22 protein-coding genes are annotated in these 26,392 nt (G+C 43.8%); 17 read left to right on the top strand and 5 right to left on the bottom strand.

The genetic code is table 11. From position 1 onward, the window contains the following. The first annotated feature begins 10 nt into the window (after window positions 1-10). Both gyrB and gyrA read left to right on the top strand, forming a co-directional pair. Window positions 11-1,942: a DNA topoisomerase (ATP-hydrolyzing) subunit B gene (gyrB, locus tag ACYQ2O_RS01295; protein ID WP_428830628.1), complete on the top strand. Its 1,932-nt coding sequence runs from the start codon at window positions 11-13 to the stop codon at window positions 1,940-1,942. Window positions 1,943-2,017: 75 nt separating this feature from the next. Then, complete coding sequence (gene gyrA / locus ACYQ2O_RS01290) at window positions 2,018-4,507, top strand: DNA gyrase subunit A (protein WP_459768790.1); 2,490 nt, start codon at window positions 2,018-2,020, stop codon at window positions 4,505-4,507. 171 nt (window positions 4,508-4,678) lie between these two features. Here the strand turns inward: gyrA and ACYQ2O_RS01285 are convergent, their stop codons facing one another. Then, window positions 4,679-6,163 carry a carbon starvation CstA family protein gene (locus ACYQ2O_RS01285; RefSeq protein WP_459768773.1) on the bottom strand — a complete coding sequence of 495 codons (1,485 nt, stop codon included), beginning with the start codon at window positions 6,161-6,163 and terminating at the stop codon, window positions 4,679-4,681. 277 nt (window positions 6,164-6,440) lie between these two features. Here ACYQ2O_RS01285 and rpsF point away from each other — a divergent pair, with 277 nt between their 5' ends. The 8 genes from rpsF to ACYQ2O_RS01245 all read left to right on the top strand — a co-directional run bounded on the left by rpsF (window position 6,441) and on the right by ACYQ2O_RS01245 (window position 13,880). Further along, entirely contained in the window at window positions 6,441-6,740 is a 300-nt protein-coding gene (gene rpsF / locus ACYQ2O_RS01280; protein ID WP_091266714.1) for a 30S ribosomal protein S6, read from the top strand. Window positions 6,741-6,795: 55 nt separating this feature from the next. Beyond that, on the top strand, window positions 6,796-7,311 hold the full coding sequence (ssb, locus tag ACYQ2O_RS01275) for a single-stranded DNA-binding protein (protein ID WP_346025586.1): 516 nt from the start codon (window positions 6,796-6,798) through the stop codon (window positions 7,309-7,311). Between the two features lie 25 nt (window positions 7,312-7,336). Next, window positions 7,337-7,570 (top strand): 30S ribosomal protein S18, encoded by a 234-nt coding sequence (rpsR, locus tag ACYQ2O_RS01270; RefSeq protein ID WP_091266708.1) that lies wholly within the window; start codon window positions 7,337-7,339, stop codon window positions 7,568-7,570. Between the two features lie 180 nt (window positions 7,571-7,750). Continuing rightward, window positions 7,751-9,745, top strand: a complete 1,995-nt coding sequence (locus ACYQ2O_RS01265; protein WP_459768771.1) for a DHH family phosphoesterase — start codon at window positions 7,751-7,753, stop codon at window positions 9,743-9,745. A gap of 23 nt (window positions 9,746-9,768) precedes the next feature. Further along, window positions 9,769-10,218, top strand: a complete 450-nt coding sequence (gene rplI / locus ACYQ2O_RS01260) for a 50S ribosomal protein L9 (RefSeq protein WP_459768770.1) — start codon at window positions 9,769-9,771, stop codon at window positions 10,216-10,218. Window positions 10,219-10,406: 188 nt separating this feature from the next. Beyond that, window positions 10,407-11,771 carry a replicative DNA helicase gene (gene dnaB / locus ACYQ2O_RS01255; protein WP_091266698.1) on the top strand — a complete coding sequence of 455 codons (1,365 nt, stop codon included), beginning with the start codon at window positions 10,407-10,409 and terminating at the stop codon, window positions 11,769-11,771. A 387-nt stretch (window positions 11,772-12,158) separates the two neighbouring features. After that, entirely contained in the window at window positions 12,159-12,386 is a 228-nt protein-coding gene (locus ACYQ2O_RS01250; protein ID WP_459768768.1) for a hypothetical protein, read from the top strand. A gap of 198 nt (window positions 12,387-12,584) precedes the next feature. Then, window positions 12,585-13,880, top strand: a complete 1,296-nt coding sequence (locus ACYQ2O_RS01245; protein WP_459768766.1) for an adenylosuccinate synthase — start codon at window positions 12,585-12,587, stop codon at window positions 13,878-13,880. Window positions 13,881-13,943: 63 nt separating this feature from the next. Here the strand turns inward: ACYQ2O_RS01245 and ACYQ2O_RS01240 are convergent, their stop codons facing one another. Both ACYQ2O_RS01240 and ACYQ2O_RS01235 read right to left on the bottom strand, forming a co-directional pair. Continuing rightward, entirely contained in the window at window positions 13,944-14,612 is a 669-nt protein-coding gene (locus tag ACYQ2O_RS01240) for a potassium channel family protein (protein WP_459768764.1), read from the bottom strand. Window positions 14,613-14,624: 12 nt separating this feature from the next. Continuing rightward, window positions 14,625-16,013: a TrkH family potassium uptake protein gene (locus ACYQ2O_RS01235; RefSeq protein ID WP_459795843.1), complete on the bottom strand. Its 1,389-nt coding sequence runs from the start codon at window positions 16,011-16,013 to the stop codon at window positions 14,625-14,627. A 237-nt stretch (window positions 16,014-16,250) separates the two neighbouring features. Here ACYQ2O_RS01235 and ACYQ2O_RS01230 point away from each other — a divergent pair, with 237 nt between their 5' ends. Next, on the top strand, window positions 16,251-17,705 hold the full coding sequence (locus ACYQ2O_RS01230; protein ID WP_459795842.1) for an alpha-amylase: 1,455 nt from the start codon (window positions 16,251-16,253) through the stop codon (window positions 17,703-17,705). 525 nt (window positions 17,706-18,230) lie between these two features. On the opposite strand, the gene ACYQ2O_RS01225 is transcribed toward ACYQ2O_RS01230, so the two are convergent. Further along, window positions 18,231-18,638: a hypothetical protein gene (locus ACYQ2O_RS01225; RefSeq protein ID WP_459795841.1), complete on the bottom strand. Its 408-nt coding sequence runs from the start codon at window positions 18,636-18,638 to the stop codon at window positions 18,231-18,233. 9 nt (window positions 18,639-18,647) lie between these two features. Then, window positions 18,648-19,148 carry a hypothetical protein gene (locus ACYQ2O_RS01220; RefSeq protein WP_459795840.1) on the bottom strand — a complete coding sequence of 167 codons (501 nt, stop codon included), beginning with the start codon at window positions 19,146-19,148 and terminating at the stop codon, window positions 18,648-18,650. Between the two features lie 177 nt (window positions 19,149-19,325). Here ACYQ2O_RS01220 and ACYQ2O_RS01215 point away from each other — a divergent pair, with 177 nt between their 5' ends. The 6 genes from ACYQ2O_RS01215 (at window position 19,326) to ACYQ2O_RS01190 (ending at window position 25,604) form a co-directional block, all read left to right on the top strand. After that, window positions 19,326-19,838: a PTS sugar transporter subunit IIA gene (locus tag ACYQ2O_RS01215; protein WP_459795839.1), complete on the top strand. Its 513-nt coding sequence runs from the start codon at window positions 19,326-19,328 to the stop codon at window positions 19,836-19,838. A 118-nt stretch (window positions 19,839-19,956) separates the two neighbouring features. Next, complete coding sequence (yycF, locus tag ACYQ2O_RS01210) at window positions 19,957-20,670, top strand: response regulator YycF (protein ID WP_091267093.1); 714 nt, start codon at window positions 19,957-19,959, stop codon at window positions 20,668-20,670. Between the two features lie 6 nt (window positions 20,671-20,676). Then, window positions 20,677-22,542: a cell wall metabolism sensor histidine kinase WalK gene (gene walK / locus ACYQ2O_RS01205; protein WP_459795838.1), complete on the top strand. Its 1,866-nt coding sequence runs from the start codon at window positions 20,677-20,679 to the stop codon at window positions 22,540-22,542. Beyond that, complete coding sequence (locus ACYQ2O_RS01200) at window positions 22,539-23,855, top strand: YycH family regulatory protein (RefSeq protein WP_459795837.1); 1,317 nt, start codon at window positions 22,539-22,541, stop codon at window positions 23,853-23,855. Before walK ends, ACYQ2O_RS01200 begins: the two co-directional genes overlap by 4 nt. Continuing rightward, window positions 23,845-24,693, top strand: a complete 849-nt coding sequence (locus tag ACYQ2O_RS01195; protein ID WP_459795836.1) for a two-component system regulatory protein YycI — start codon at window positions 23,845-23,847, stop codon at window positions 24,691-24,693. Before ACYQ2O_RS01200 ends, ACYQ2O_RS01195 begins: the two co-directional genes overlap by 11 nt. Window positions 24,694-24,794: 101 nt before the next feature. Continuing rightward, window positions 24,795-25,604 (top strand): MBL fold metallo-hydrolase, encoded by an 810-nt coding sequence (locus ACYQ2O_RS01190; RefSeq protein ID WP_459795844.1) that lies wholly within the window; start codon window positions 24,795-24,797, stop codon window positions 25,602-25,604. The last annotated feature ends 788 nt before the right edge of the window (window positions 25,605-26,392 follow it).

Genomic DNA, 26,392 nt, shown 5'->3' with positions numbered 1-26,392 from the left:
AGACGAACAATTGACACCTAAAGAAGTAGTAGAATTAAGAGAAGAGTATGATGCGAGTCAGATCCAGGTCCTTGAAGGTCTGGAAGCCGTCCGTAAGCGACCAGGGATGTATATCGGATCGACAAGTTCTGAAGGACTCCATCACCTGGTATGGGAAATCGTAGATAACTCTATTGACGAAGCGATGGCTGGGCATGCTGAAAACATCGAAGTTATTATTGAACCGGGCAATCTGATTGTGGTCAAGGATGACGGTCGTGGAATCCCGATCGATATCCAGGCGAAAACTGGCCGACCGGCTGTTGAGACCGTCTTTACGATCCTTCACGCAGGAGGTAAATTCGGTGGCGGCGGGTATAAAGTTTCCGGTGGACTTCACGGGGTAGGCTCATCCGTTGTTAATGCGTTGTCAGAATTCCTTGAAGTGGATGTTCATAAAAATGGCAAGGTCTATAATCAGCGTTATGAGCGCGGTGCGGTCATGTACGACTTGAAAGAAATCGGTACGACAGACAAGTCCGGTACAGTGGTCCGTTTCAAGGCAGACGCTGAAATCTTCCAAGAAACAACAGTCTACGACTTCAATAAACTGGCTACCCGTATCAGAGAATTGGCTTTCCTGAACCGCGGTCTGTCGATTTCAATCGAAGACCAGAGAGATGCTGAACCGGTCCGTCTCGAGTATCAGTACGACGGCGGAATCAAGAGCTATGTCGAGTACCTTAACCAGAGCAAGACGGTTCTCTATGAAGAGCCTATCTATCTGGAAGACGAGCAGGACGGCATTGCTGTTGAGGTTGCTCTTCAGCATACAGACGGCTATCACATGAACATCATGAGTTTTGCCAATAACATCCACACCTATGAAGGGGGGATGCACGAATCAGGTTTCAAGACATCATTGACGCGGATCATCAATGATTACGCTCGTCGAAACAAATTCATCAAGGAAAACGAGGACAATGTCAGCGGGGAAGACGTGAGAGAAGGTCTGACCGTCGTATTAAGCATCAAGCACCCGGATCCTCAATTTGAAGGGCAGACGAAGACCAAACTGGGTAATTCTGAAGTCCGTACGATCACGGACCGTCTGTTCAGTGAGCATTTCGAACGCTTCCTGATGGAAAATCCACAGACTGCTAAGAAAATCGTTGAAAAAGCACTGCTTGCGGCTAAAGCCAGACTGGCAGCCAAGCGGGCAAGAGAAGTAACGCGTAAGAAAAATGGACTGGAGATCAGCAATCTTCCAGGCAAGCTGGCGGACTGTTCGTCAAAAGACCCGGAAAAATCTGAAATTTTCATCGTTGAGGGAGACTCTGCCGGTGGATCAGCCAAGCAGGGACGGTCTCGTCTGTTCCAGGCTATTCTGCCTATTCGAGGGAAGATCCTGAATGTGGAAAAAGCGTCTCTAGACAGAATCCTTGCCAACGAAGAAATCCGTTCGCTCTTTACTGCTATGGGAACGGGATTTGGAGAAGAATTTGAAGTTGAAAAAGCCCGTTACCATAAACTGATCATCATGACCGATGCGGACGTCGACGGTGCGCACATTCGTACGCTTCTTCTGACGCTGTTTTACCGTTATATGCGTCCAGTTGTCGAAGCAGGATTCGTTTATATTGCCCAGCCTCCTCTGTATCAAGTTAAACAGGGCAAAAAAGAGGTCTACCTTGATTCTGATAAGGAATTGGAGGAATACCTTAAAGAGATCCCGGCGACGCCTAAGCCATCAATTCAGCGTTATAAAGGACTAGGGGAAATGGATGCCGAACAACTATGGGAAACGACAATGAATCCAGAAAACAGACGTCTACTTCAGGTCACTGTTGATGACGCAATCGAAGCCGATCTGATCTTTGATATGCTGATGGGCGAAAAAGTCGAACCAAGACGCGACTTTATCGAAGAAAATGCTCAGTACGTTCAGAATATCGACATTTAATACCTGCCTACCAGAAAAGAGCACTGAGGGAGTTTAAGGAGGAAGAAAGACTTGGCTGAAGAAAGAGAAGCACGAATGGACAAAATCAATCTATCGAGTGAAATGAGAAAGTCGTTTCTCGATTATGCAATGAGCGTAATCGTGTCACGTGCCCTGCCGGATGTACGTGATGGATTGAAACCTGTACACCGCCGTATTCTGTACGGCATGAATGAACTGGGCATGACGCCTGACAAAGCTTACAAGAAATCAGCTCGTATCGTCGGAGACGTTATGGGTAAATACCACCCGCACGGGGATTCTGCCATCTATGAATCGATGGTCCGTATGTCGCAGGACTTCAGTTTCCGTAACCCTCTAATCGATGGACACGGAAACTTTGGTTCCGTCGATGGAGACAGCGCGGCAGCTATGCGTTACACAGAAGCAAGAATGAGTAAGATCGCTATGGAAATGCTTCGGGACATCAACAAAGATACAGTGGATTATCACGACAACTATGATGGCTCAGAGAGAGAACCGAATGTTCTACCTGCGCGATTCCCGAACCTGTTAGTCAACGGGGCTTCCGGTATTGCAGTCGGTATGGCGACGAATATTCCTCCACATAATCTGCGAGAAGTTATCGCGGCCTGCCGTGTACTGATGGAGAACGAAGAAGCGACCATTGCCGATTTGATGGATGTACTGCCAGGGCCGGACTTTCCGACAGGCGCCATGGTCATGGGCAAGTCTGGGATAAGAAAAGCTTATGAAACCGGACGAGGATCGATCAAAATACGCGCGAAAGCACGTATCGAAGTTCAGCCCAATGGAAAAGAACGCATTATCGTAGACGAAATACCCTACCTGGTAAACAAAGCCAAGCTGGTTGAGCGTATTGCCGATCTGGCTAGAGATAAGCGAATTGAAGGTATTACTGATCTTAATGATGAATCCGACAGAGACGGCATGCGTGTCGTTATCGATGTCAGAAGAGATGTATCAGCGAGTGTCATACTGAACAATCTATATAAAATGACGCCTCTGCAGACATCTTTCGGGTTCAATATGCTGGCAATCGTTGACGGTATTCCTAAGACACTTGGATTAAAAGAGATTCTGACCGAGTACCTCAAGCACCAGCGAGTCGTCATTAGACGACGTACTGAATTTGACAAGAAAAAAGCGGAAGCCCGAGCTCACATTCTGGAAGGCTTGCGTATTGCTCTTGACCATATAGATGAAATCATATCGATCATCAGAGGATCACAGACAGGTGATGCAGCGAAACAGGCTATGATGGAGCGATTCGGTCTGAGTGATCGCCAGTCACAAGCCATTCTTGATATGAGGATGGTTCGTCTGACTGGTCTGGAACGCGAAAAAATCGAAGGCGAATATCAGGATCTTCTTGCAACGATCGAAGACTTGAAAGATATTCTTGCCAGACCGGAACGGGTCCACGAAATCATTGCGACTGAACTCGAAGAAATCGCAGAGAAGCACGGCGACGATCGACGAACAGAACTTCTTATAGGTGAAGCATTGAGTATTGAGGATGAAGACTTGATCGAAGAAGAAGAAATAGCAGTCACATTGTCTCATAACGGCTACATGAAGCGTATGGCGATCTCTGAATTCAAAGCTCAGAACCGTGGTGGACGTGGCGTTAAAGGGATGGGTACGAATACGGATGACTTCGTTGAGACTCTTCTAACCTGCTCGACTCATGATCTTCTGCTGTTCTTTACCAATACCGGTAAAGTCTACAAAGCAAAAGGCTATGAAGTCCCTGAATATGGACGCACAGCTAAAGGGATTCCTGCAATCAATTTCCTCGGAATCGAAAATGATGAGAAGATCCAGGCCATCATAAACACTCGAGGCGAAACAGATGAAAAAGATCAGCTGTTCTTTACTACTCGTCAAGGAACGGTCAAGCGTACAGCATTGTCTGACTTCGAAAATATCCGTACGAGCGGACTGAAGGCTATCGTTCTTAAAGATGATGATGAACTGATCAACGTATCGGTTACTCACGGCGACGACCACATCATTATTGGAACGAGACAGGGCTATGCTGTCAGTTTCCATGAGAATGAAGTCCGAAGCATGGGACGAGCGGCGTCTGGTGTCAGGGGAATCCGTTTGAGAGAAGATGACTATGTAGTGGGGACAGATATACTGGGTCCTGAGTCTGAAGTTCTGGTCATTACTGAGAATGGTTATGGAAAACGTACTGAAGCTTCAGAATACGCGATTCGCGGACGTGGAGGAAAAGGCGTCAAAACAGCCAACATCACGGAGAAAAATGGCCCACTGATCGGCTTGAAGACAGTGTCTGGAGAAGAAGATATCATGCTCATCACCACAAGTGGTGTAGTAATCCGATTCCATGCGAAAAACATCTCCAAAACCGGACGGGCTACTCAAGGGGTTCGCCTGATGAGACTTGAAGAAGGTAATTACGTCTCAACATTAGCTAAAGTTGAAGTGGAAGACGAAATAGAAGTGGACGAACCACTTAATGAGGAAGATAACGGCGAAGAAGTATCTGATCAAGAATCGTCTGAAAAAAGCTAAGCAGTTAAATAGACTTATGACGCATCCTGAATCCAGGGTGCGTTTTTTAGATACAGCAGTATAGGAGCGAAGAATCAATATCTAGATAAGTCAATGAGCAAAAAAATAGACAGCTGCTTAAGTAAAGCAACTGCCTGATGTTAAATTAGCTCGTTATTTTAGTCGACTGAGTTACACTCGTTCTCTTGCTGCGCGTACTTCCTGAATAGAAAGATGATCGTTTAAAAGAACATGAGTAGAGTCCAATTGCCCTTTTTGTTTAAGTCCAGAGTACCAGAAGAGACCGAGTAGTCCTATGGTAATAATCAGACCAATAATCAATGAAGGTGTGTAGTTTAGACCTAATCCGATTTGTTCATTGAGGATATAGACAGTTACAGCGTAGACCATGAATGAAGCTGGAACAAGAGTAACCAGATAGTTTTTACCTTTCAAAAATAGATAACGAGTCGAAACAAGTAAAGCTATGGCAGCTGTCGATTGATTAGCCCAGTTAAAGTAACGCCATAAGATGTTAAAGTCCATAAATGTCAGCATGATTGATAAAATAAAAATTGGGATAGTAATCATTAAACGTTTAGCAATTTCTTTTTGAGAGATATTCAAGTAATCGGCAATAATCATTCGCAGACTTCTAAATGCTGTATCTCCAGAAGTAATCGGTAAGACTATTACACCAAGTATTGCAAATGTACCACCGACAGCCCCCAAATAATGACGAGCAATCTGTTCAACCGCTAGAGAAGCTGTACCTTCTGCAATGACTCCACTTAAAACAGGAGCTTGATAGAAAGCCATAGCTGCGGCTGCCCAGATCATAGCGATAATTCCCTCGATAGTCATCATGCCATAAAAGACGAATCGGGCATCTGATTCACTATCGAGTGTACGGGATATGATTGGTGTTTGTGTAGCATGGAATCCTGACATAGCCCCACATGAAATCGTAAAGAAAATACCAGGGAATAGACTCACCCCACTAGGGTGTGTATTTCTCAGCGTAGTGAGAGTTAAGTTGGGAATAGATTCTCCTCTACCAAGCAATGAAATAAAAATCGCAAAGGTACTGATAATAAGCAGAGCACCAAAGAACGGATATATTTTTCCGATAAGTTTATCAATTGGCAGGAGAGTTGATAAAATATAATAAACAAATATAACTATGGTTAAAAGTCCAGCTCCCATCCATCCAGGCGTCAGATTAGCTAAGAGGTTCGCCGGTGATGTCACGAATACTGTACCTACTAAGAGAAGAAGTAAAGCAGCAAAGGCATTAACGACGTGCTTCATCATTTTTCCAAGATAACGTCCAGCCAGTTCGGGTAAGTGAGCCCCTTCATTACGAAGTGAGATCATTCCAAGCATGAAATCGTGGACGGCGCCGGCAAATATATTGCCGAAAATGATCCATATAAATGCTACCGGTCCGTATAAAGCCCCCATAATAGGTCCAAAAATAGGTCCTGTACCTGCAATGTTAAGCAGCTGAATAAGAGCATTTTTCCTTGTACCCATAACGACATAGTCATTACCATCTGCGAGTTCGAAGGCAGGAGTGGTACGCTTGTGCTCAATTCCGAAATTTTTCTCAATAAATTTACCGTAAAAAATATAACCCAATATAAGTGCTGTAATACCCAATATGAATGTTATCAACTTAAATACCTCCATTGCTTTAGTTTGTAAGCGGTTTATACATAGCTTACTATAATCGTCGTAATATAATACTAATTTTTCATTATAATTAAATGAGAAATAGGTTAGGAGTGATAAAGGCAGTAGATACAGTAGATACTTACATTAAACCTCAATAAGGACTTGTTTTGTAAGTCGCTGTATGCTATAATATTTCGGAGTGAGTACTCTTAAATGAATACTCTCCTTGCTCTTTCAAATGAAAGGGCCAAAGACCATAAGGAGGTGACAGTCAAAGATGAGTCAAACAGCTAAGTACGAATTATTGTATATTATCCGTCCTGATCTTGATGAAGATGGAAAGAAAGCTCTTGTTGAGCGTTTCGAAACTATTCTTAAAGATAACGGTGCTGAAGTTACTGAATCAAAAGACTGGGCGAAACGTCGTTTTGCATATGAAATCAAAGGATACCGTGAAGGAACTTACCGTCTGGTAAACCTACAGTCCAATGATGCAGCTGCAATCAACGAATTTGAGCGCCTAGCTCGTATCAATGACGATATTCTTCGTCATATGATCGTACGTCTGGAAGACTAATTGTTTCACGTGAAACAATAAATATGATTGCCTTTTGATGAAAGGAGACCTTTGATTGATTAATAATGTCGTTTTAGTGGGAAGATTAACCAGAGATGCAGAATTGCGTTATACTGGAAGCGGGATTGCAGTAGCAACTTTTTCCGTAGCAGTAGAGCGTCCATTCACAAATGCTCAAGGAGAACGCGAGACGGACTTTGTAAACTGTGTTGCCTGGAGAAAGACAGCAGAAACAATTTCTAACTTTACTCGTAAGGGTTCGTTAGTAGGCGTGACTGGTCGTATCCAGACTCGTAATTATACGAACAACGAAGGAAGAAAAGTCTATGTAACAGAGATCGTTTGTGAGAATTTCCAGATGCTTGAACCGAAATCTGTCACTGAGAAACGTGCGCAGAATGATGGGTCATCAAATTATTCAAACAATAACAGCGGTAATTATTCTCAACAAAACAACCAGAATCAGGCTCCAAGAAATAATAATCAGAACAATTATGCTAACTTCGATGAAGATCCATTTGAAAGTAACAATGACTCCATCGATATCTCAGATGACGATTTACCATTTTGATTCAAGATAAAAGGAGGATTATAACATGGCTGGACGCAGAGGCGGAAGAAAACGCCGTAAGGTAGATTTCTTTGCAGCAAATCACATCGAATATATCGATTATAAAGATGTGGACTTGCTTAAACGTTTCATTTCAGACAGAGGTAAAATTTTACCACGTCGTGTAACTGGAACTTATGCAAAAAACCAACGTAAATTAACAAAAGCAATTAAACGTGCTCGTATCATGGGCTTGTTGCCATTTGTAACTGAAGATTAAACTAAATTAACATTATCGAGCTGTGACAGTGTAATAACTGTTGCAGCTCTTTCTTTTCTTGTTTTTTTCGTTGGCATAAGTTGTTTCACGTGAAACACATTCTCGTCAAATGCTTATCACATATAGAATAGATGGGCGAAAGATGATAGAATAAAGGAAAATGGGCTAAAAGGAGAAACTATGAACAATAAATTGAAGGAAGACAGTCTTCCAAAGTTTCTGAAAGACCCGTCATTACGTCTGATTATATTTTTTGCCCTTGCCATACAATTGATTATGACGCTAATGAGTTTTATCGCGTATCTGTGGCTTGGAGCAATCATGCTGGTTCTCTTTGTCATTACTCTAATAGTTTTCTGGCGTATAGGGAATATCTATATAAAAGAGCTCAATGAATACATCAAGAATCTTTCTTACCGAATTAAGCGTGGTGAGCAGGAAGCTCTGATTAAGATGCCTATTGGAATCCTTTTATTGAATGAAAAGAATCAGGTCGAGTGGTTGAACCCCTATATGCAGACACAGTTGGCAAAGACTGATAATGTTCTGGGTGAGACACTTGAAGAAATCCATGAAGAATTATTCGACTGTTACAGCGATTCATCGAACCACAATAATCTGATTGAATGGGAAAATAAAATCTACCAGGTTACTGTTCAGAAAGACATCCATGCGATTTATCTTATGGATATTACTGAATATGCCACGATTAAGGAAAAGTATGAAGATGCCCGTGCAGTTGTCGGCTGGTTATTTCTGGATAACTATGACGAAATTACTCAAGGGCTTGATGACAGAGGCGTATCTGGATTCGACAGCATGCTGACCACATATTTCTCAAACTGGGGCAGGCAGCACGGAATATTCTATAAGCGGATATCTTCAGATCGTTACTTCCTCTTACTGAACAGAAAAGAACTGGAACGTCTTGAAAAAGAGAAGTTCAATATTATTGATAATATCCGAGATCGCACATCCAAAAGGAACTTGCCGTTAACAATCAGCTTGGGACTTTCCTACGGGGATGCTACCTTTGACAAGCTGGCAGACCTTGCGCAAAGTAATCTTGATTTGGCTTTAGGCCGAGGTGGAGATCAGGCAATAGTGAAAGCTGTAGATGAAGAACCCAGATACTATGGGGGCAAGACAAATCCTATGGAAAAACGGACCCGTGTCCGGTCGCGCATGATCAGTCAGGCCATGCAGAAACTGATGAACGATAGTGAACAGATATTCGTCATGGGACACAAGAATCCCGACCTAGACGCTATAGGATCTTCGTTGGGCGTTGCCAGGATAGCAATGATGCTTAAGAAAACGGTATACGTCGTAGTAGATCAGGGTGACTTAAGTGATGATGTAGCCAAACTGATGAGCGAGATTCAGAAACACGAGCAGGTGAAGAAGAACATCATTTCTCCTGCCGATGCCGAGAAGCGGATAGGTCCCAATGATCTGGTCGTACTGGTCGATCATCACAAACCTGTGCTCTCAATTGCACCGAACCTGCTTAAGAAAACTAAGAAGAATATGGTTATCGACCATCACAGAAGAGGAGAAGAATTTACAGAGAATCCACTTCTTGTTTATATTGAACCATATGCTTCATCAACAGCTGAACTGATCACTGAATTGTTTGAGTATGTCTCAACAGACGGTGATCCGATCAATCGAATAGAAGCTACAGCTATGCTGGGCGGAATCGTCGTTGATACAAACAACTTCAGTTTAAGAACAGGATCCAGAACGTTTGATGCAGCAAGTTATCTTCAGTCTGTAGGAGCGAATTCTACTATGATTCAGCGACTGTTGAAAGAAGACCCTGAGAAGTACCTGCAGCGAAGCAGGTTGATCGAAACAATTGAGTTTGTTCGAGATGGAGTAGCCATTGCCAGCGGAGACAACGAGACGATTTACCAAACTGTCACCTCTGCTCAGACGGCAGATACGATGCTGAGTATGTCAGGAGTAGAAGCGGCATTCGTCGTTACTAGACGCTCTGAAGATATGGTAGGAATCAGTGCAAGAAGCTTAGGTAAGATCAACGTACAGATCATCATGGAAAAAATGGGTGGCGGGGGACATCTGTCCAATGCAGCTACACAAATTGACGGAAAAAGTGTTTCAGAAATAATAGAAGAATTAAAAGAAGTTATAAATGCTCAACTCGATTAAAGAACAGAGAAGGAGACTTGACTATGGAAGTTATTCTATTAAAAGATGTTAAAGGAACGGGAAAAAAAGGTGAAGTTAAGAATGTATCTGACGGATACGCCAATAACTTTTTGCTGAAGAAAGGTCTGGCTAAGGAAGCAACTTCCGGAGCTAAGCAGGAACTGAATATGAAGAAGAAAGCTCAGAAAAGAGAAGAACAGGAAATTCTTGAAGCTGCAGAAAAAGATAAAGAAACGATTGAAAACGGCTCGATTGAAATAAAAGAAAAAGCTGCAGATGATGGCCGACTGTTCGGTTCAGTGACCACTAAGCAGATTGCAAAAGAACTTGAAAAACAGCTTGGAATAAAGGTCGACAAACGCAAAATCAATCAGTCACTTCCGATGCGTTCTGTAGGGACTCAGCACGTTGAAATTAAACTTCATAAAAAAGTATCTGCTGAGCTGACAGTTAGAGTAACAGCAATAAGCTAAAGCATGTGATACCATTAAAAGATGGCCCGACTGAGGTCATCTTTTTTTGTTCAAGACGTATCTGGAACCTGGCAGTAATGTTTCACGTGAAACATTAAATATTAAACGTATGTTCCCTTATATACAATTATATGAATATGATGTAAAATAGAGAAACAGTTAAGTTAAGAAAAGGAGCTACCAGAAGAATGGAAATGATAGGCGATCGCTTACCTCCACAGAATATAGAGGCTGAACAGTCTGTTTTAGGGTCCGTACTATTAGATCCGGAAGCATTAATACCTGCGATGGAATATGTTGAAGCGTCTGATTTTTATCGACGCGCTCATCAGCTTATTTTCCAGGTCATGGTAGACTTGAATGAAAAAAATGAAGCAATAGACGTTGTGACTATTGCAAATAGTCTAGAAACGAAGAGCTTGCTTGAGGATGTTGGCGGGACCCCCTATTTGGCTGAAATAGCGGGCATGGTGCCGACTGCTGCGAATGTGGACTATTATGCCAAAATCGTCGAGGAACGCTCCATATTGCGTAAATTGATCCAGACAGCAACTGATATTGCGTCGAAGGGGTATCAGGAAGCTGATGATGTTCCTAATCTTCTTGATGAAGCAGAAAGAAGCATTCTCGAAGTATCGGAAAAACGCAGCCGAAGTGGATTCGTCTCGATCGAATCAGTCTTAAGAGACACAATTAACAATATAGATGAACTGTTTCAGAATGATGATGATATTACTGGGATATCCACTGGATATAAGATGCTTGATCAGATGACTGCAGGCCTCCATGAGGATGAGTTGATTATTCTTGCAGCCCGTCCCGGCGTTGGAAAGACAGCTTTCGCTTTAAATGTAGCTCAGAATATTGGGACGAAAACGGATGAAAATGTTGCAATCTTTAGTCTGGAGATGGGAGCGGAGCAGCTGGTAAACCGAATGCTCTGTGCTGAAGGAACGATCAATGCCTCCAATCTTAGAACCGGACAGCTTACTGAAGAAGAATTCGAGAAACTCTTCGTTGCCATGGGCAGCTTATCTAAAGCTAACATCTATATTGATGATACCCCTGGAATCAGGACAGCTGAAATACGGGCAAAATGTCGTCGACTGAAACAGGAAAAAGGGGATCTTGGCCTTATTGTCATTGACTACCTGCAGCTGATTGAAGGCAGCGGAAAAGAGAGCAGGCAGCAGGAAGTATCAGAGATCTCCCGTCAGCTGAAAAAACTGGCCAAAGAACTCTCAGTACCGGTCATTGCCTTGTCTCAGCTGTCACGCGGAGTGGAGCAGAGACAGGATAAGCGTCCAATCTTAAGTGATTTGAGAGAATCCGGGTCAATTGAGCAGGATGCCGATATCGTGGCATTCTTGTATAGAGATGACTACTATAGAAGTGAAGACGACGAAGAAGACGATGAGACAGAAGATAATGTTGTTGAAGTCATTCTTGAGAAGAACAGATCGGGAGCCAGGGGAACCTGCAAGCTGCTGTTCATAAAAGAATACAACAAGTTCTCTTCCATGTCTTATTACCCTGAAAACCAGATATCATAGGTCAAACAGATTTCAAACGGTCCTTTAGAACAGAAGACCGAATGGAATCTGTTTTTTTGAAACAAATATTTACGCAAATTTGAAAACAACTGTTATGATAAATCATACATTTGATTTGTGGGGTGATCGTTATGACTAATAATGACCGGCTTGTGCTACATGTTGCCGTTCATTGTCTTTTCTAGTATGACTATCGCATTGACTGCATGATCTCTCAGACAAGCCAGCTATCATTACAGGATTTATCGTCGGCTATCTCGTCCTGTATCTACCTAAAATCAAAGTGCCATTATTTCTCAATTCAAGCAAGAGAACTTTATTAATACCAGTTTTGTCTGGCTGCTTTATCTGATCATGGCTTATCCGACTTCTATTTTGTGAGGTTTGGTGGGAATCACAGAATCAACCCTTCCCTATGCGTTCAGAGATCCCTTTAGAATCATTGGGTCTAATATGATCGGTGGAGCGATCATGATGGGTTTCGGCGTATCTACAGCGGAGTTATCAGGCGTATTCGGTATGCCGATGGCTAGTAACTTAGGTATTTTCATCTCCGCTATTCTAGTGAGTACAGTAATTTCTGACGACGATCTTGATTTCGAAATTACACTTTAATTGACGATTTAGGGTTCACATTTAACAGATGTGTGGTAAAATAATGAACATTGTTAAAACTAAATCAATTAATGTTAGGAGAATGCCTCCGTCTATGTTGAAAAAGGATACAATTGAGCTGAAAGTCTCTTTGTATACTTTAATAGACGAACGGGGGATTCTCTTTTTTTGTTGGAAAATTATAGAAGAGGTGGATAAATGACATCGGTCGTAGTAGTAGGGACACAATGGGGAGACGAAGGAAAAGGAAAGATTACTGATTTCCTGAGTGAAAGTGCAGAGGTCATTGCACGTTATCAGGGAGGAGACAATGCCGGACATACCATCAAGTTCGATGGGGTCACATACAAGCTTCATCTGATTCCTTCAGGTATTTTTGCTCAGGATAAAATCAGTGTCATCGGTAATGGTGTAGTCATCAATCCCAAGTCACTGGTTAAAGAATTGAAGTACTTGCATGACAGAGGCATTTCGACAGATAATTTGAGAGTATCCGACCGCGCACACGTCATACTCCCCTATCACATCAAACTGGATCAGCTTCAGGAAGATGCCAAAGGTGACGATAAAATCGGAACAACAATCAGAGGAATCGGTCCTGCCTACATGGATAAAGCGTCCAGAGTTGGTATTCGTATTGCGGATCTGCTGGACAAGGATATCTTCAGAGAACGTCTGAAAATCAACCTAGCTGAGAAAAACTCATTCTTCACCAATGTCTATGGTTCAGAAGCTCTTGATTTTGAAGATATTTTTGAAACCTATTATGCATACGGACAGCAGTTCAAGCAGTATGTCTGTGATACATCCGTGGTCCTTAATGATGCACTGGATGGCGGCAGACGAGTGCTGTTTGAAGGCGCACAAGGAGTTATGCTGGATATCGATCAGGGAACGTATCCATTCGTTACGTCTTCCAACCCTGTAGCTGGAGGCGTGACAATCGGGAGTGGTGTCGGCCCGTCTAAAATTGAAAAAGTCGTTGGCGTATGTAAGGCCTATACATCACGTGTCGGAGACGGCCCGTTCCCGACTGAACTGCATGATGAGATCGGTCAGCAGATCCGAGATGCCGGAAATGAATACGGCACGACAACTGGACGTCCGCGACGTATTGGATGGTTTGACAGTGTTGTCATGCGTCATTCAAAACGCGTATCGGGGATTACCAATCTTTCATTAAACTCGATCGATGTTCTGTCAGGACTGAAAACTGTCAAGATCTGTACGGCATACGAGCGTAATGGAAAGAAAATCCTTCACTATCCTGCAAGCCTGAAAGAGCTGGGTGAATGTCAGCCGATATATGAAGAACTGCCGGGATGGCATGAAGATGTCACTGGATGCAGAACGTTAGAAGAACTGCCTGAAAATGCACGGGACTACATCCGCCGCGTGTCTGAACTGACGGGCGTACGTATTTCTACATTTTCTGTCGGACCGGATCGCGATCAGACTAACATTCTTGAAAATGTCTGGGCACCAGTTAACTAATTACAATAATAAAGAAACAGCCTGTATGAACATCTTTCCTTCATACAGGCTGTTTCTGTCTATTTATCTTAGCTGATCTGTGTAGTCCAGGTGCTCAAAGGTGTCAGGCTTACCGATGGCTACGATGAAACTGTCAGGTTCAATTTTCTGCTCGGGTGGAACATTGATTGACAATGGACCGTCCGGAGAGGATTTCATGCCTATAACATTGATTTTATACTTCTTACGTAGATCCAGATCTTTCAAGCTTCGACCGATCCATCTTTCTGGAGCAGTAAACTCAATGATTGAATTATCCTCATCCAGATTAATGACATCCAGGATATTATTGCGCATGATATTACGAGCCACTTTATCGCCCATTTCCTTTTCAGGTCGGATGATTTCGTCTGCACCGATTTCAAGAAGAATCTCCATATGCGTGCGATTCTTTGCTTTAGCAATAATCTTTTTAATCCCTAATTTTTTACAGTTCATTACAGCTAGAACACTTGCTTCAAGATTCGATCCGGTACCGATGACTACGGCATCACAATTGCTTAGACCTATGCTTTCGAGAAGTTCAAGATCAGTAATATTACCTTGAACAGCCTGTACTACGTATTCTTCTACTCTGTTGACATCGACGAGGTCTTTATCTACGGCGATAACATCATAGTGCTGCTCACCTAATTCTTTCGCAATAGTAGATCCGAAAACTCCTAGTCCCAGGACACCTACTGTTTTTATCATTCTATAAAACTCCTATCCAATTAAGATATTTCCGGTTGCGTACGTAATATTTTTCTGTTTTCTGTCTTTCTTTCCTAGGGCAGTAAAGATAGTGATTGGTCCTAGACGACCTACAAACATTGATAACATGATGATGCTCTGGCTATACCTTGAAAGTTCAGGTGTCAGATTTGCCGAAAGACCGACAGTACCAAATGCCGAAACGGATTCGAAGAACAAGTATTGAAGTGGAATATGCTCATCAAAGATTGTCATGAGAGCCAGGGCAATAAAGTTTAGAAGAACAAACATAACAACTATGACCAGTGCACGTTTAACAATATCCATTTGAAGGGTGCGATTTTTGTAGTTCACATTATCGATCCCGCGTATTTCAGAGCTGATCAGTTTAACAACAAGAGCGACCGTTGATGTCTTCGCTCCCCCGGCAGTTCCACCTGGAGATCCACCAATAAACATATAGATCGTAAAGAATATGAGCGTGAACATGTGCAACTGAGTATAGTCAAGGGTAGCAAATCCGGCAGTACGCAAGGTCACTGCTTGAAAGAAACTTGCTTGTATTTTTCCGAAAAAGCTCAGGTTACCTAAAGTACCAGCATGATTCCATTCGGATAACATGAATAGGACCATAGCTGAAACAATCAGCCAGAAAGACCACTTAATAACTAGTCTGGTATGAAGCTTCAAGCGTCTGTAAGTACCCTTGAAATCAATCCAGCTTCGGACAGCGATGAATTTTTTAAAGTGTTTAGCTACATCGAACCAGACCGAAAATCCGATCCCGCCGAGAATGATCAGAATAGGAATGACAATGTTCACTATAGGTGTTTCGACAAACTGCTGCAGACTGGTCGTTCCTAAGTTATCAAATCCGGCATTATTGAAGGCTGAGATAGCTAGGAAGATACTGGTGAAGAGACCTCTCCCCCATCCAAAAGTGGGTATCATATAAAAAGCAAGAAAAAAAGCACCAACAGCTTCGATAAGGGTTGTATACTTGACAACAGATATTAAAAAGTTTTTAAATCCCATCCTGTCACTTCTGTTCAACGCCTGCTGAAGAGTGACTTCCTCTTTCATACTGACTCGTCGCCCGAGCTGCAGAATGACAGCAGACACAATAGTGATTATTCCGAGACCACCAAGTTTGATCAGAGCCAGTACGACAATTTGTCCGAACAGATTATATGTATGGGCAACAGGTACTGTATAAAGTCCGGTGACAGCGACCATTGATATCGCACCAAATAAATGATCAAAGTAAGTCGCCTGAGAACTGTCAAGTTGACTGATGGGTAATGCCAAGATTAGAGAACCGGCAAACATGACAAATGCAAAACTAATGACGATTTTAATTGGAATCGGCCAATTAGAAAATCGACTTAAAAGTGCTCTCATAAAAAAACAATCCTTCCTGCCAAAAAAATAAGTGTCAGAACAGAGCAATGTCTGATTCGTGAATAGCTTGATTTTACCTTTCTGTTACTGTAAAAACAAGGGATTTAACAAACTTCTTTTAGATTAGAATGAAAGCTGCGACAAAGGGGTTTCATTTGTTAAAAATCGAAATCAAAGGTAAAATTAAAAGATAGTGTGTCTTTAATTTAGAAGACAGCTAAAAGGAGAGACATAACAATGAATGGAACAATGATGCAGTACTTTGAATGGGACTTGCCAAATGATGGTAAGCACTGGAAACGACTGAAAGAGGATGCTGAGCACCTGAGCGAGATTGGTGTCACGGCAGTATGGATTCCTCCCTGTTTTAAATCAGTCGGTCAGGATGATGTAGGGTATGGTATCTATGATCTCTATGACTTGGGAGAATTTGATCAGAAGGGAACGGTACGCACCAAGTACGGGACTAAGGACGAACTGCTGGAAGCAATTGAGGCACTGCACGAACAGGGGATTCATGTCTATGCCGATGTCGTGCTCAACCATAAGGCAGGGGCAGATGGAACTGAACGGTTCGAAGCCACACCTGTCGATCCGGAGAATCGTCACGATGCCATAGGCGATACACGCGAAATCGAGTCCTGGACGTATTTCAACTTTCCAGGCAGGGAAGGCAAGTACTCTGACTTTGAATGGCACTGGTACCATTTTTCAGGGGTATCAGAAGACACGATTACAGAAGAGCAAGGCATTTACAGAATCGAAGGAGAAGGCAAAGGCTGGGCACCGGATGACAACGTCTCCACTGAGTTCGGTAATTTTGACTACCTGATGTTTGCAGATATCGACTACAGTCACCCTGAAGTCGTTGAAGAAACGAAAAAATGGATCCACTGGTTCATCGAAGAAACAAATATCGATGGCATCAGGCTGGATGCAGTAAAACATATAGACAGTCAGTTCATGAGAGAACTGATCGAAGATGTCAGAGAGGTTCATGGCGAAGAGTTCTTCTTCGTAGCGGAATACTGGCATCAGCGCTCTAATTATCTTGAGGACTATCTGGAAGAACATGATTATTCTATTTCCATGATGGATGTACGTTTCCACTATGCGCTTCATGAAGCATCCAAGCAGCACAATGAATTCGACTTGAGACGTCTTCTGGACGGTACGCTTTACAAGACGAATGCTGAACAGGCGGTCACTTTTGTTGAGAATCACGATTCTCAGCCGGGGCAGTCTCTGGAATCGTATGTCGAGCCGTGGTTCAAACCTCTGGCATACGGCTTCATTCTATTAAGCTACTACGGTTACCCGTGTGTATTCTATAGTGACTATTATGGGTACAAGGGAGACGTTGACTACGATGGATGTCGCAGAGAAATTGAGTTGCTTCTGAAAGCGAGAAAAGATTACGCGTACGGCGAACAGTACAATTACCTGGATCACGGCAACTGTATCGGTTTTACCCGAACAGGAAACGACGAGCATCCTGAAGGGTGTGCGGTCATCATGTCAAATGGAGACGAAGGATTCAAGGAAATGTCTGTTGGCGAACTGCATGCTAATGAGGTCTATGTCGACCTGATGAACAACAGAGATGAAGAAATCGAAATCGATGAAGAAGGGAAAGCCACTTTCCCTGTCAATGCAGAATCCATTTCCGTATGGGTCAAAAAAACAGAATAATAAGAGAGAAAGCGGGAGAAGTCAGCAGATGATTTCTCCCGCTTTTTTATGCGTAAAAGAGGACAAGGACATAAAAGGCTGAAGAAAAATCTCATGGAGAATTTTTCAGTCCTAATTTGGTTGGGTTTTCTGAATAGAATGAGTCGAATGACTCATATCTGCATGTTGTGAGGTGTTGGGTACGCCTCATACTCGTCAGGTGCTTCATAATACCGATTTATGAGGCATTGGAGTCCTTGTGTGTGGTGCGAAAGGTCCATATATCTTTTTATGGACCTTTCGTCCCCCAAATCCAACCATACCCGACAATACAGGAATCCAGCCCGAAACATTCAAAAAGGCACCGGACTGCAGTAATCCGCAGTCCGGTGCCTGATTTCAAACTCTATTCTATTAGTTATTCGGATTTGTTTTGTGAGAAGCATCTTCTTCGTCAGCTAGATTGTCTTTATCGAGCTGGAAGTCTTCATTGTCTGACAAGTAGTTGTCGTGTAGAGCTTCATCTACTTTATCTTTAGGAATAGCCTAATCCTGTTCAGGTTCAAGCGGTGTATTCTTCACGTCACCGGTTTTGTCATCTGCATACATCGCATGACTGGCAGCTGCCGGATTCACAACGACGGTGTCATCCTGATTCTCAGCTTCACTTCGAGCCAGATCTCTTTCGATCTCTTCAATCGTCTGGCTGAGCTTAGCCTGCTTGGCATCCAGTTTAGCTTGTTCAGACTCCAGTTCTCTTTCAGCTTCCATGTAAGACGCTTTGAAGTCATCCACTAGCTCGTGGGCTTTTTCTTCACCGGTGTCCTTTAATTTAAGAGCTTCCTCTTTAAGATCCTGGCGGAATGCTTTTCCTGGTTTCGGTGCAAGCAGCAGAGCAGTAAAGGCTGATGCGGCACTCATAAATATGGCTTTGGTTAAACTTACTTTTGGCATAGATGTCTCCTACCTTTCGAATTCAGTTAACTGATGATTGACTACAGCGGGCAGCTGATCAGCGTGTCCAGTTTTATGCCGCTGTTTCTGTTTATCGACCGTTTTCTTGAAAGCCAGTTTGAATGTTCTGGCTAAACGGGGTCCGTCTGTTTTCAATTCCTTGTAGCTGTTTTCAGCGATGCCTTTTGAATACTCAGCTCCGTGCTCTTTCAGGTACATGAGAGATTCGGAAAGACTGGCTGCACTGTCTGAAAGTTCGTCAAAATTTTGAATCTTAATCTCTGCAACATTTTTGGTGTTATCGACTCGAGCCATAATATGGTCGATTTTTTCCTGCATGACTTCTGCTTCACGCGTGAAATGATCGATGTGTCCGTTGACCACTTCTTTGGTGTCTTTGATGTTTTTCAAAGTCGGTTTCATTTTCTTCATAGTTAAAAAGCCCATGACGATAAGAACAACGAGTGACACACCTAAAATGACGAGAGAAAGGATATATCCTAAATCCATTTTGCCCCTCCTTTGCATATGCTGCCTGTCGGCGGTTTTATATAAATAGAATACCACGAAGACGAATGAAGACCAACCAAAATGCTATTTTCAAAAGACATTGCTTGAAATGGCTTTAATTGTTAGAATAGTAGCATCTACAATGCAGTTTGTTATTGAATGAAAAAGGAGAAAACTATGGGGAATCAACCAGCTGAATATGGAGAACATGAAATCAGTGAATCGGCTCATACGATGGACGTGTCTGCGGTAACCGATGGAGAGGTTATCACTATTGAAGAAGTGCCTGATGAGCTGTTTTCAGCGAAGATGATCGGCGATGGCTTTGCAATCATCCCGACATCAGATTCAGTTTATGCACCGGTAAGCGGCAAGCTGATCGAAGTAGCCGATGCCAAACACGCCTATTATATAGAAACCGAAGAAGGAATCAAGGTACTGATCCATATTGGTATCGATACCTTACTGCTGAACGGTGAGGGTTTTAAAACGTTTGTTAAACGGAATATGACTGTTGAAAAAGGACAGAAGCTGGCCGAGTTCGACAAGCAGTTAATTGAAGATAGAGGGTTCCAGCCGGTTATTCCGGTCATTATTCTTGATCATCCGTCTGTCGCGTCTCTGGAAATCAGACCGGAAAAAGCGGTCAAAGCCAACGACTCGGTCGCACTGACCGTTCATCTGGTTTAAGCAGATGAATCAATGATTCACCTTAAATTGAACCTGACCTTCAGGTGCGGTATAATCTAGAGGAACAAATTCTATGTTTTTGATTGAGCAAGTAAAATGTTTCTGAGGAGGAACGCCTTTGAAAAAAATATTAGTCGTCGACGATGAAAAGCCGATTTCAGATATAGTGAAATTTAATTTAGAAAAAGAAGGATTCGAAGTCGTCACCGCATATGATGGTGAAGAGGCAGTAGAAAAAGTGGAAGAGGAGAATCCGGATCTGATCGTTTTAGATCTGATGCTTCCAAAAATGGATGGCCTGGAAGTCTGCCGTGAAGTACGCAAGACTAGAGACACGCCGATCATCATGGTGACAGCGAAAGATCAGGAGATCGACAAAGTCCTTGGTCTGGAACTGGGCGCAGATGACTATGTGACCAAGCCGTTTTCCAACCGTGAACTGGTTGCCCGCGTAAAGGCGAATGTCAGACGTCAGTCGTCTATTCAGAGCAATGAGCCGGTCAAGGAAGAAACCAATGACATCGAAGTTGGCGATTTGACTGTCCACCCGGATGCCTATATCGTATCCAAACGTGGAGATACGATCGAACTGACTCACCGTGAATTTGAGTTGCTTCATTATTTGGCCAGACATATCGGTCAGGTCATGACTCGTGAACATTTACTGGAAACAGTATGGGGATACGATTACTTCGGAGATGTCAGAACCGTCGATGTGACCGTCAGACGTCTGCGTGAAAAAATCGAAGACAACCCAAGTCACCCGACGTTCTTAGTAACTCGACGAGGAGTAGGCTATTATTTAAGAAGTCCTGAACAACAGGAGAAGTAGTGATTTATGAAGAAAAAAATCAGATTTTATCAGTCTATCAATACAAAGATCGTCTTTGTTATAGTCTTATTACTTGTATTCGCCCTGCAGCTAATCGGGGCGAATTTTACTACCCAGATTGAAAGACAGCTGGTCGCCAATTTCCAGGAAGACAGACAAGTTCAGATGAGCTTTCTGGAAAGTGCGATCTTGCCTTTGCTAGAGCTTGAAGCCAATAACACTGAGGACAATGAAGTCGATCCGGTTCAGGAGATCAACAGCCTACTGGCCGACTTTTCAGGCAGCGGCATCACCGATCTTCAGGTCGTCAAGGATGATCTGGTCGTCGTCGGAACAAGTGACAGTACCCAACAGAACATCATCGGGCAGCTGTCAGATGATGTGGATTTGAGACAGGCGCTGTTTACTGAATCGACGGTCCTTAGACAGGTGATCGATCCGGTAACGAACAACAGGAGATGGAAAGTGGTTGAACCCGTCTTTTCGGATGCGGATGACGGACAGTTTATCGGCGCTATTTTAATGGAAAGTAACATCGAATCGGTCTATGCACAGATTTCTCAGATCACGTGGATTTTCCTGCAGTCCAGTGCAGTCGCAATTATTCTATCTTTAGTTCTGGCTAATATGGTATCCCGTGCACTGACTAAACCGATCAAAGAGATGCAGATCCAGACCCGTCAGATCGCTGATGGGGACTATTCAGGAACGCTGAAGGTCTACGGCGAAGATGAACTGGGACAGCTTGCAGGGCTGATCAATGACTTGTCTGATGATGTAGCTGAAGCTCAGGAGTCTATCGATGCGGAAAGACGCCGTCTGAACAGTGTCCTGACTCATATGACTGATGGTGTCGTCGCGACCGACAGACGAGGAAAAATCATCATTATCAATGATATGGCTCAGACGATGCTGGGACGAACGGATGAAGAAGCCATTGGAGAAAATCTATTATCCGTATTGAATGTTGAAGAAGAAATTACACTCCGGACGATTCTTGAAAAGCAGGATGATGTCCTGGTCAATGCAAGCGAAGGCGGCGTAGCGACACTGCTGAGAGCTTCCTTCTCTCTTATCCAGAGAGAGTCCGGCTTCATCAGCGGAATCGTCTGTGTGCTACACGATGTCACTGAGCAGGAACGTATCGATGAAGAAAGAAAACAGTTCGTATCCAATGTGTCTCATGAGCTGAGAACACCTCTGACCAGTATGCGCAGCTATATTGAAGCATTGGCAGATGGGGCTTGGGAAGACCCTGAACTTGCTCCGCGGTTCCTGGAAGTGACGCAGAATGAAACAGACCGGATGATTCGAATGATCCAGGATCTGCTTCACCTGTCTCGCATCGACTCAGGAAAGAGTTCTCTTGAACTTGAAATCGTAGATATCACTGAAATGCTCGATCATGTCCTGAACCGCTTTGACATGCTGATCCATTCAGCGGAATACGAGACGAGAAATTATCGTATTCATAAAGAGCTGCTTAGAGAAGCGATCTTCGTTGAGGTGGATCCTGACCGCATGATTCAGGTGCTCGACAATATCATGAACAACGCAATCAAATATTCACCGGATGGCGGAACCATTACTGGCCGCATGCAGAAGACTGACGATGCAGTGATCATCAGCATTTCAGACGAAGGAATGGGGATTCCGAAAGCCGACTTGAACAAGATCTTTACCCGATTCTACCGTGTCGACCGTGCAAGATCCCGCGCAATGGGCGGTAGCGGCTTGGGCTTGGCGATTTCCAAGGAGGTCGTTGAACAGCATGGTGGCCGCATCTGGGCTGAAAGTAAAGAAGGAAAAGGAACGACCTTTTATCTGTCGCTTCCTTATGTGCCATTTGAAGAGGAGGATGAGTGGGTATGACCTGGTCCAGAATTAAACATGTGCTGCTGACCGTACTTATAGGCCTCAGCCTGTTTCTGAGCTTTCAGTTATGGACTGCCGGCGGGGAACTCAGAGAGCCTGCTTCAAGCGGAAGTGGATTCGTTCCAGCCTCCCTCGTCGACCGGACATTGACAGAGGTCTTTGCACCAAGTCAGATTGTCTGGCACCGCTCGATCAATGAAAGCAAACAGAAAGCCAATGCGTTCCATGCAAGGGAGTGGATCGAAGAGTATTTCAATACCATGAATTTTGGTGAGGTAAACAACCCTCAGCGCCTTAGTCGGGAAGCCTATCAGGACAAGCTAGCTACGGGGGAGTGGGTGGAGTTCGTCTTTGATGCGCCCATTCCGTTCGGTCTGTTCGAAGAAGCTTTCGATGATCTGCCGACCGATTATGAGAACCGTATCTTCAACCGATTCTATTTGAACCGAGATAATATTGAGAATATCGGATTTTACGATGTCAATAATGAAATCAACTACACAGTGTCTGAATCGAATTTCACTTCGGAAATCATCAATGAGCTGCTGTTCGCCGCAAACAATCAGTTTATTGAAGTGGAAACTGTTGCTCTTGGCGACTCATTCACCTACGTATCAGCTGATGAAGTAGAAATAGAGTACAAGGACTATCTGGTTGAACGCCTGCCGAACAACCTGTATATCAATCAGTTCTTTGCGGATACGTCAGAGGTCGATGCCAGACGGACTGGACAGACGACGCGCTATATTGATCTGACGACGGAAGTACGAATCAATGATGCAGTAAACACGTTGACTTATTTGAGGCAGCGGACTGACATGGGGCAGATGACATTCAGTGAGCGTCTGCTCAGCAGTTTCCAGGAACTGAGACAAGTCGAGAACTGGACAGAAACGATCCATTACCAGCAGTACACACATGGAACCAGTGAAGTAACTTTTCAGCGCTATATTCAAGGCTATCCAGTCTTCAGTACGCAGCAGCTGGAATCATCAGTCCTCATTACTGTAGTGGAAAGTGGCTTGAGTAATTTGAGAGTGCCGCTGAGGGTCGTTCAGACCCCTCTGACACTAGGGGGAGAAACCACGAAAACTCTACCAAGTGGAGTCAGTGTCGTTGACCAATTAGAGAATACTGGCCCCGGTCTGGATCCTGTACAGAATATCAGGAAAGGGCTGACCTGGGTCCAGAGTGAAGAAGACAGCCGTGTCGTTCATTTTGAACCGAATTGGTACGTGCAGTCAGATAATGTCTGGTATGAACTGACGCGTTATATCCAGCTGCAGGAGGAGATGCATAATGGACTTTAAGAAAATTGAAAACATCTTTCTCATTACCTTTATGCTTCTGAACATCTACCTGCTGATCAGTTTTCTGAACCGGAGCGATCTGCAGCACGCATCGACAGCACCTGACCAGGTCAACCTGATTAGAGAAATGGAACAGATCGGGATCGATCTGCCGAACTTGACAGAAGAGGATAGAGAAGTCTACTTTGTCCAGGCCGACCGGAACAACTTGCTTGAGGAAAACATCGATCAGCTCGAAAACCAGGCCGGATCGATTGCTCAGGACGGGTCACTTTATACGAGTATCCTGTCCGATCCGATCGAAATAGAAGGGAATCCAGATGATGGCTTTACAGCAGCCGATTATGACGTTCTGGATGAATTCATCACCAGTGGAGCGGTCCTTTTCGGGAGCGAGTACACCTTCCTGCGTTACGATAACTCTGAGAACCGATTCGTGTATGCTCAGATAGTCGAAGGCATCCCGGTAGCTGACGGTACGTCGGAAATTTCTCTCTTTTACGGGGGTGACGGCAACATCATTTCCTACCAGCAGAGCTATGCCGGGCCCATGACGACGCAAGGCAGCCCGATGGAAATCATCACTGACCGTCAGGCCGTGGAAGTCCTGTTCCAGAACAATGCTATCAGCTCCAACACAACCGTCAGACAGCCGATTCTATCCTATCAGCGGACGCTTCATCTTGAAGATTTGAGCATGTATGGGCCGATGTGGTATATTCCAGTTGTAGATGCAGGTGGTGAGCGTGTGCTGAGAGTGGATGCCATTGAGCGGACAATCATAACAGAACCGGTTATCCCGGTCGATCCAGAAGAGTTGGACGACTCTGAAGACTAATTTGGACGTTAATGTGACGACTACCCGCATGACCTTGCCTAGATGCTGACAGATGGTGTAAGATGGACAATGAGTATTTGCAGGGAGAGGTAGTAGTCATGATGGAAACAGCACAATCCGGCTTGAATATCAGTGTACTGGCAAGCGGCAGTACCGGTAATATCACTTACGTTGAATCAGGCAGCACCCGCCTTCTGGTGGACTGCGGATTCAGCGGAAAAAAAGCCATTGAATTATTAAGTAAAATTGGCAGACGACCGGAAGATCTTGATGCGATCCTGGTCACGCATGAGCATTCAGATCATATCAAAGGCGTCGGTATCCTGGCGCGTAAATATGGCCTGGACGTCTATGCCAATGAAAAGACCTGGAAAGCAATGGAGTCCAAACTGGGTAATCTGAAAGTTGAACAGAAGAATCACTTTTCCATCGACAAGACATTGACACTCGGTGACATTGATGTCACCAGTTTCGGCGTCTCTCACGATGCCATCGATCCTCAGTTCTACACGTTTCAGAAAGACGATAAACGCTTCGTGATGCTGACGGATACGGGTTACGTGAGCGACCGTATGCGCGACTATGTGAAAGATGCAGAAGCGTATCTGTTTGAAAGCAATCACGATGTGAGCATGCTGAGAATGGGGCGTTATCCATGGTCGCTGAAGCAGCGGATCATCGGGGACAAAGGCCACTTGTCCAATGAAGACGGCGCGCTGGCTCTGGCAGAAATTGTCGGGGACCGGACCAAGCGCGTGTACTTAGGGCATCTAAGCAAAGAAAACAACGTCAAGGAAATCGCACACTCGACTGTAGAAGACATCCTGGTCAGAAAAGACACAGGCGTCAATGACCGGTTCAGACTTTTCGACACAGATCCGGTGGAACCGTGCGACCTGTTCACCCTTTAGGAACAACTGAATAAGAGTTTATGGAGCACCAGACAATATGGAAGACTTTTTTCCTGCCGTCCAGTGCTTTTTTTAAGGGGTCAGATTTGAGTGCCTCAAATCTTCCAATCTTGAAGGGCTTTGTGGGTGTAGGGCGGGCTAGTTTTAGTTTACGATTTAGTCGCTTGGCTGAGATGCCGTTAGTTGGTCGTCTAGCTATAGTTCAGGCGGTAGACGTACTGTTAAGGTCTCGTTAGGGGGAATCTAATGATAGTTTAGCATCTATTGTAGGAATAAGCTGTCATTAGAACGCGTTTAGCTGCAGTTTGAGATCCGTAGATAGATTAAGGTGTCGCTAAAAGGGGGCTAGTGACAGTTTGGAATCCTTTTTGAGAATAAGGTATAACTAGACCTGGTCTAGTGGCAGCTGCGAGTATCGAAATGGGGATAAGCTACAAGTAGAAACAGTTTACTGACATTTTCCCCCCTTAATTTTTAGACAAGCTTCAGTTATGTCCTGTGCGGTTAACAAGTTGGATCAATTCCATTCGACGGGCATGCAGACAGTGAGCCTGACTATCTGAAAAACAGGACAAAAAAGGACGTGATTTTCATGAAAATCACTCTTGCCAACCGAAGAAAAATTATTATAATAAGGGAGGAAACAATGCGTCAAAGATCGCTATGTGTAAAATTAATGTCGGAAGAGGGGAAATTCGACCTAGACAAAAAGAAAGAAGACCCTTAATCTAGAGATAACGACAACGCTAGAGAAAGAGGTCTTCTTATGAATCAAATTATATCAGAAA

The sequence above is a fragment of the Alkalibacterium sp. m-11 genome (assembly GCF_054658155.1).
This window is presented reverse-complemented; position numbering and strand designations above follow the sequence as displayed.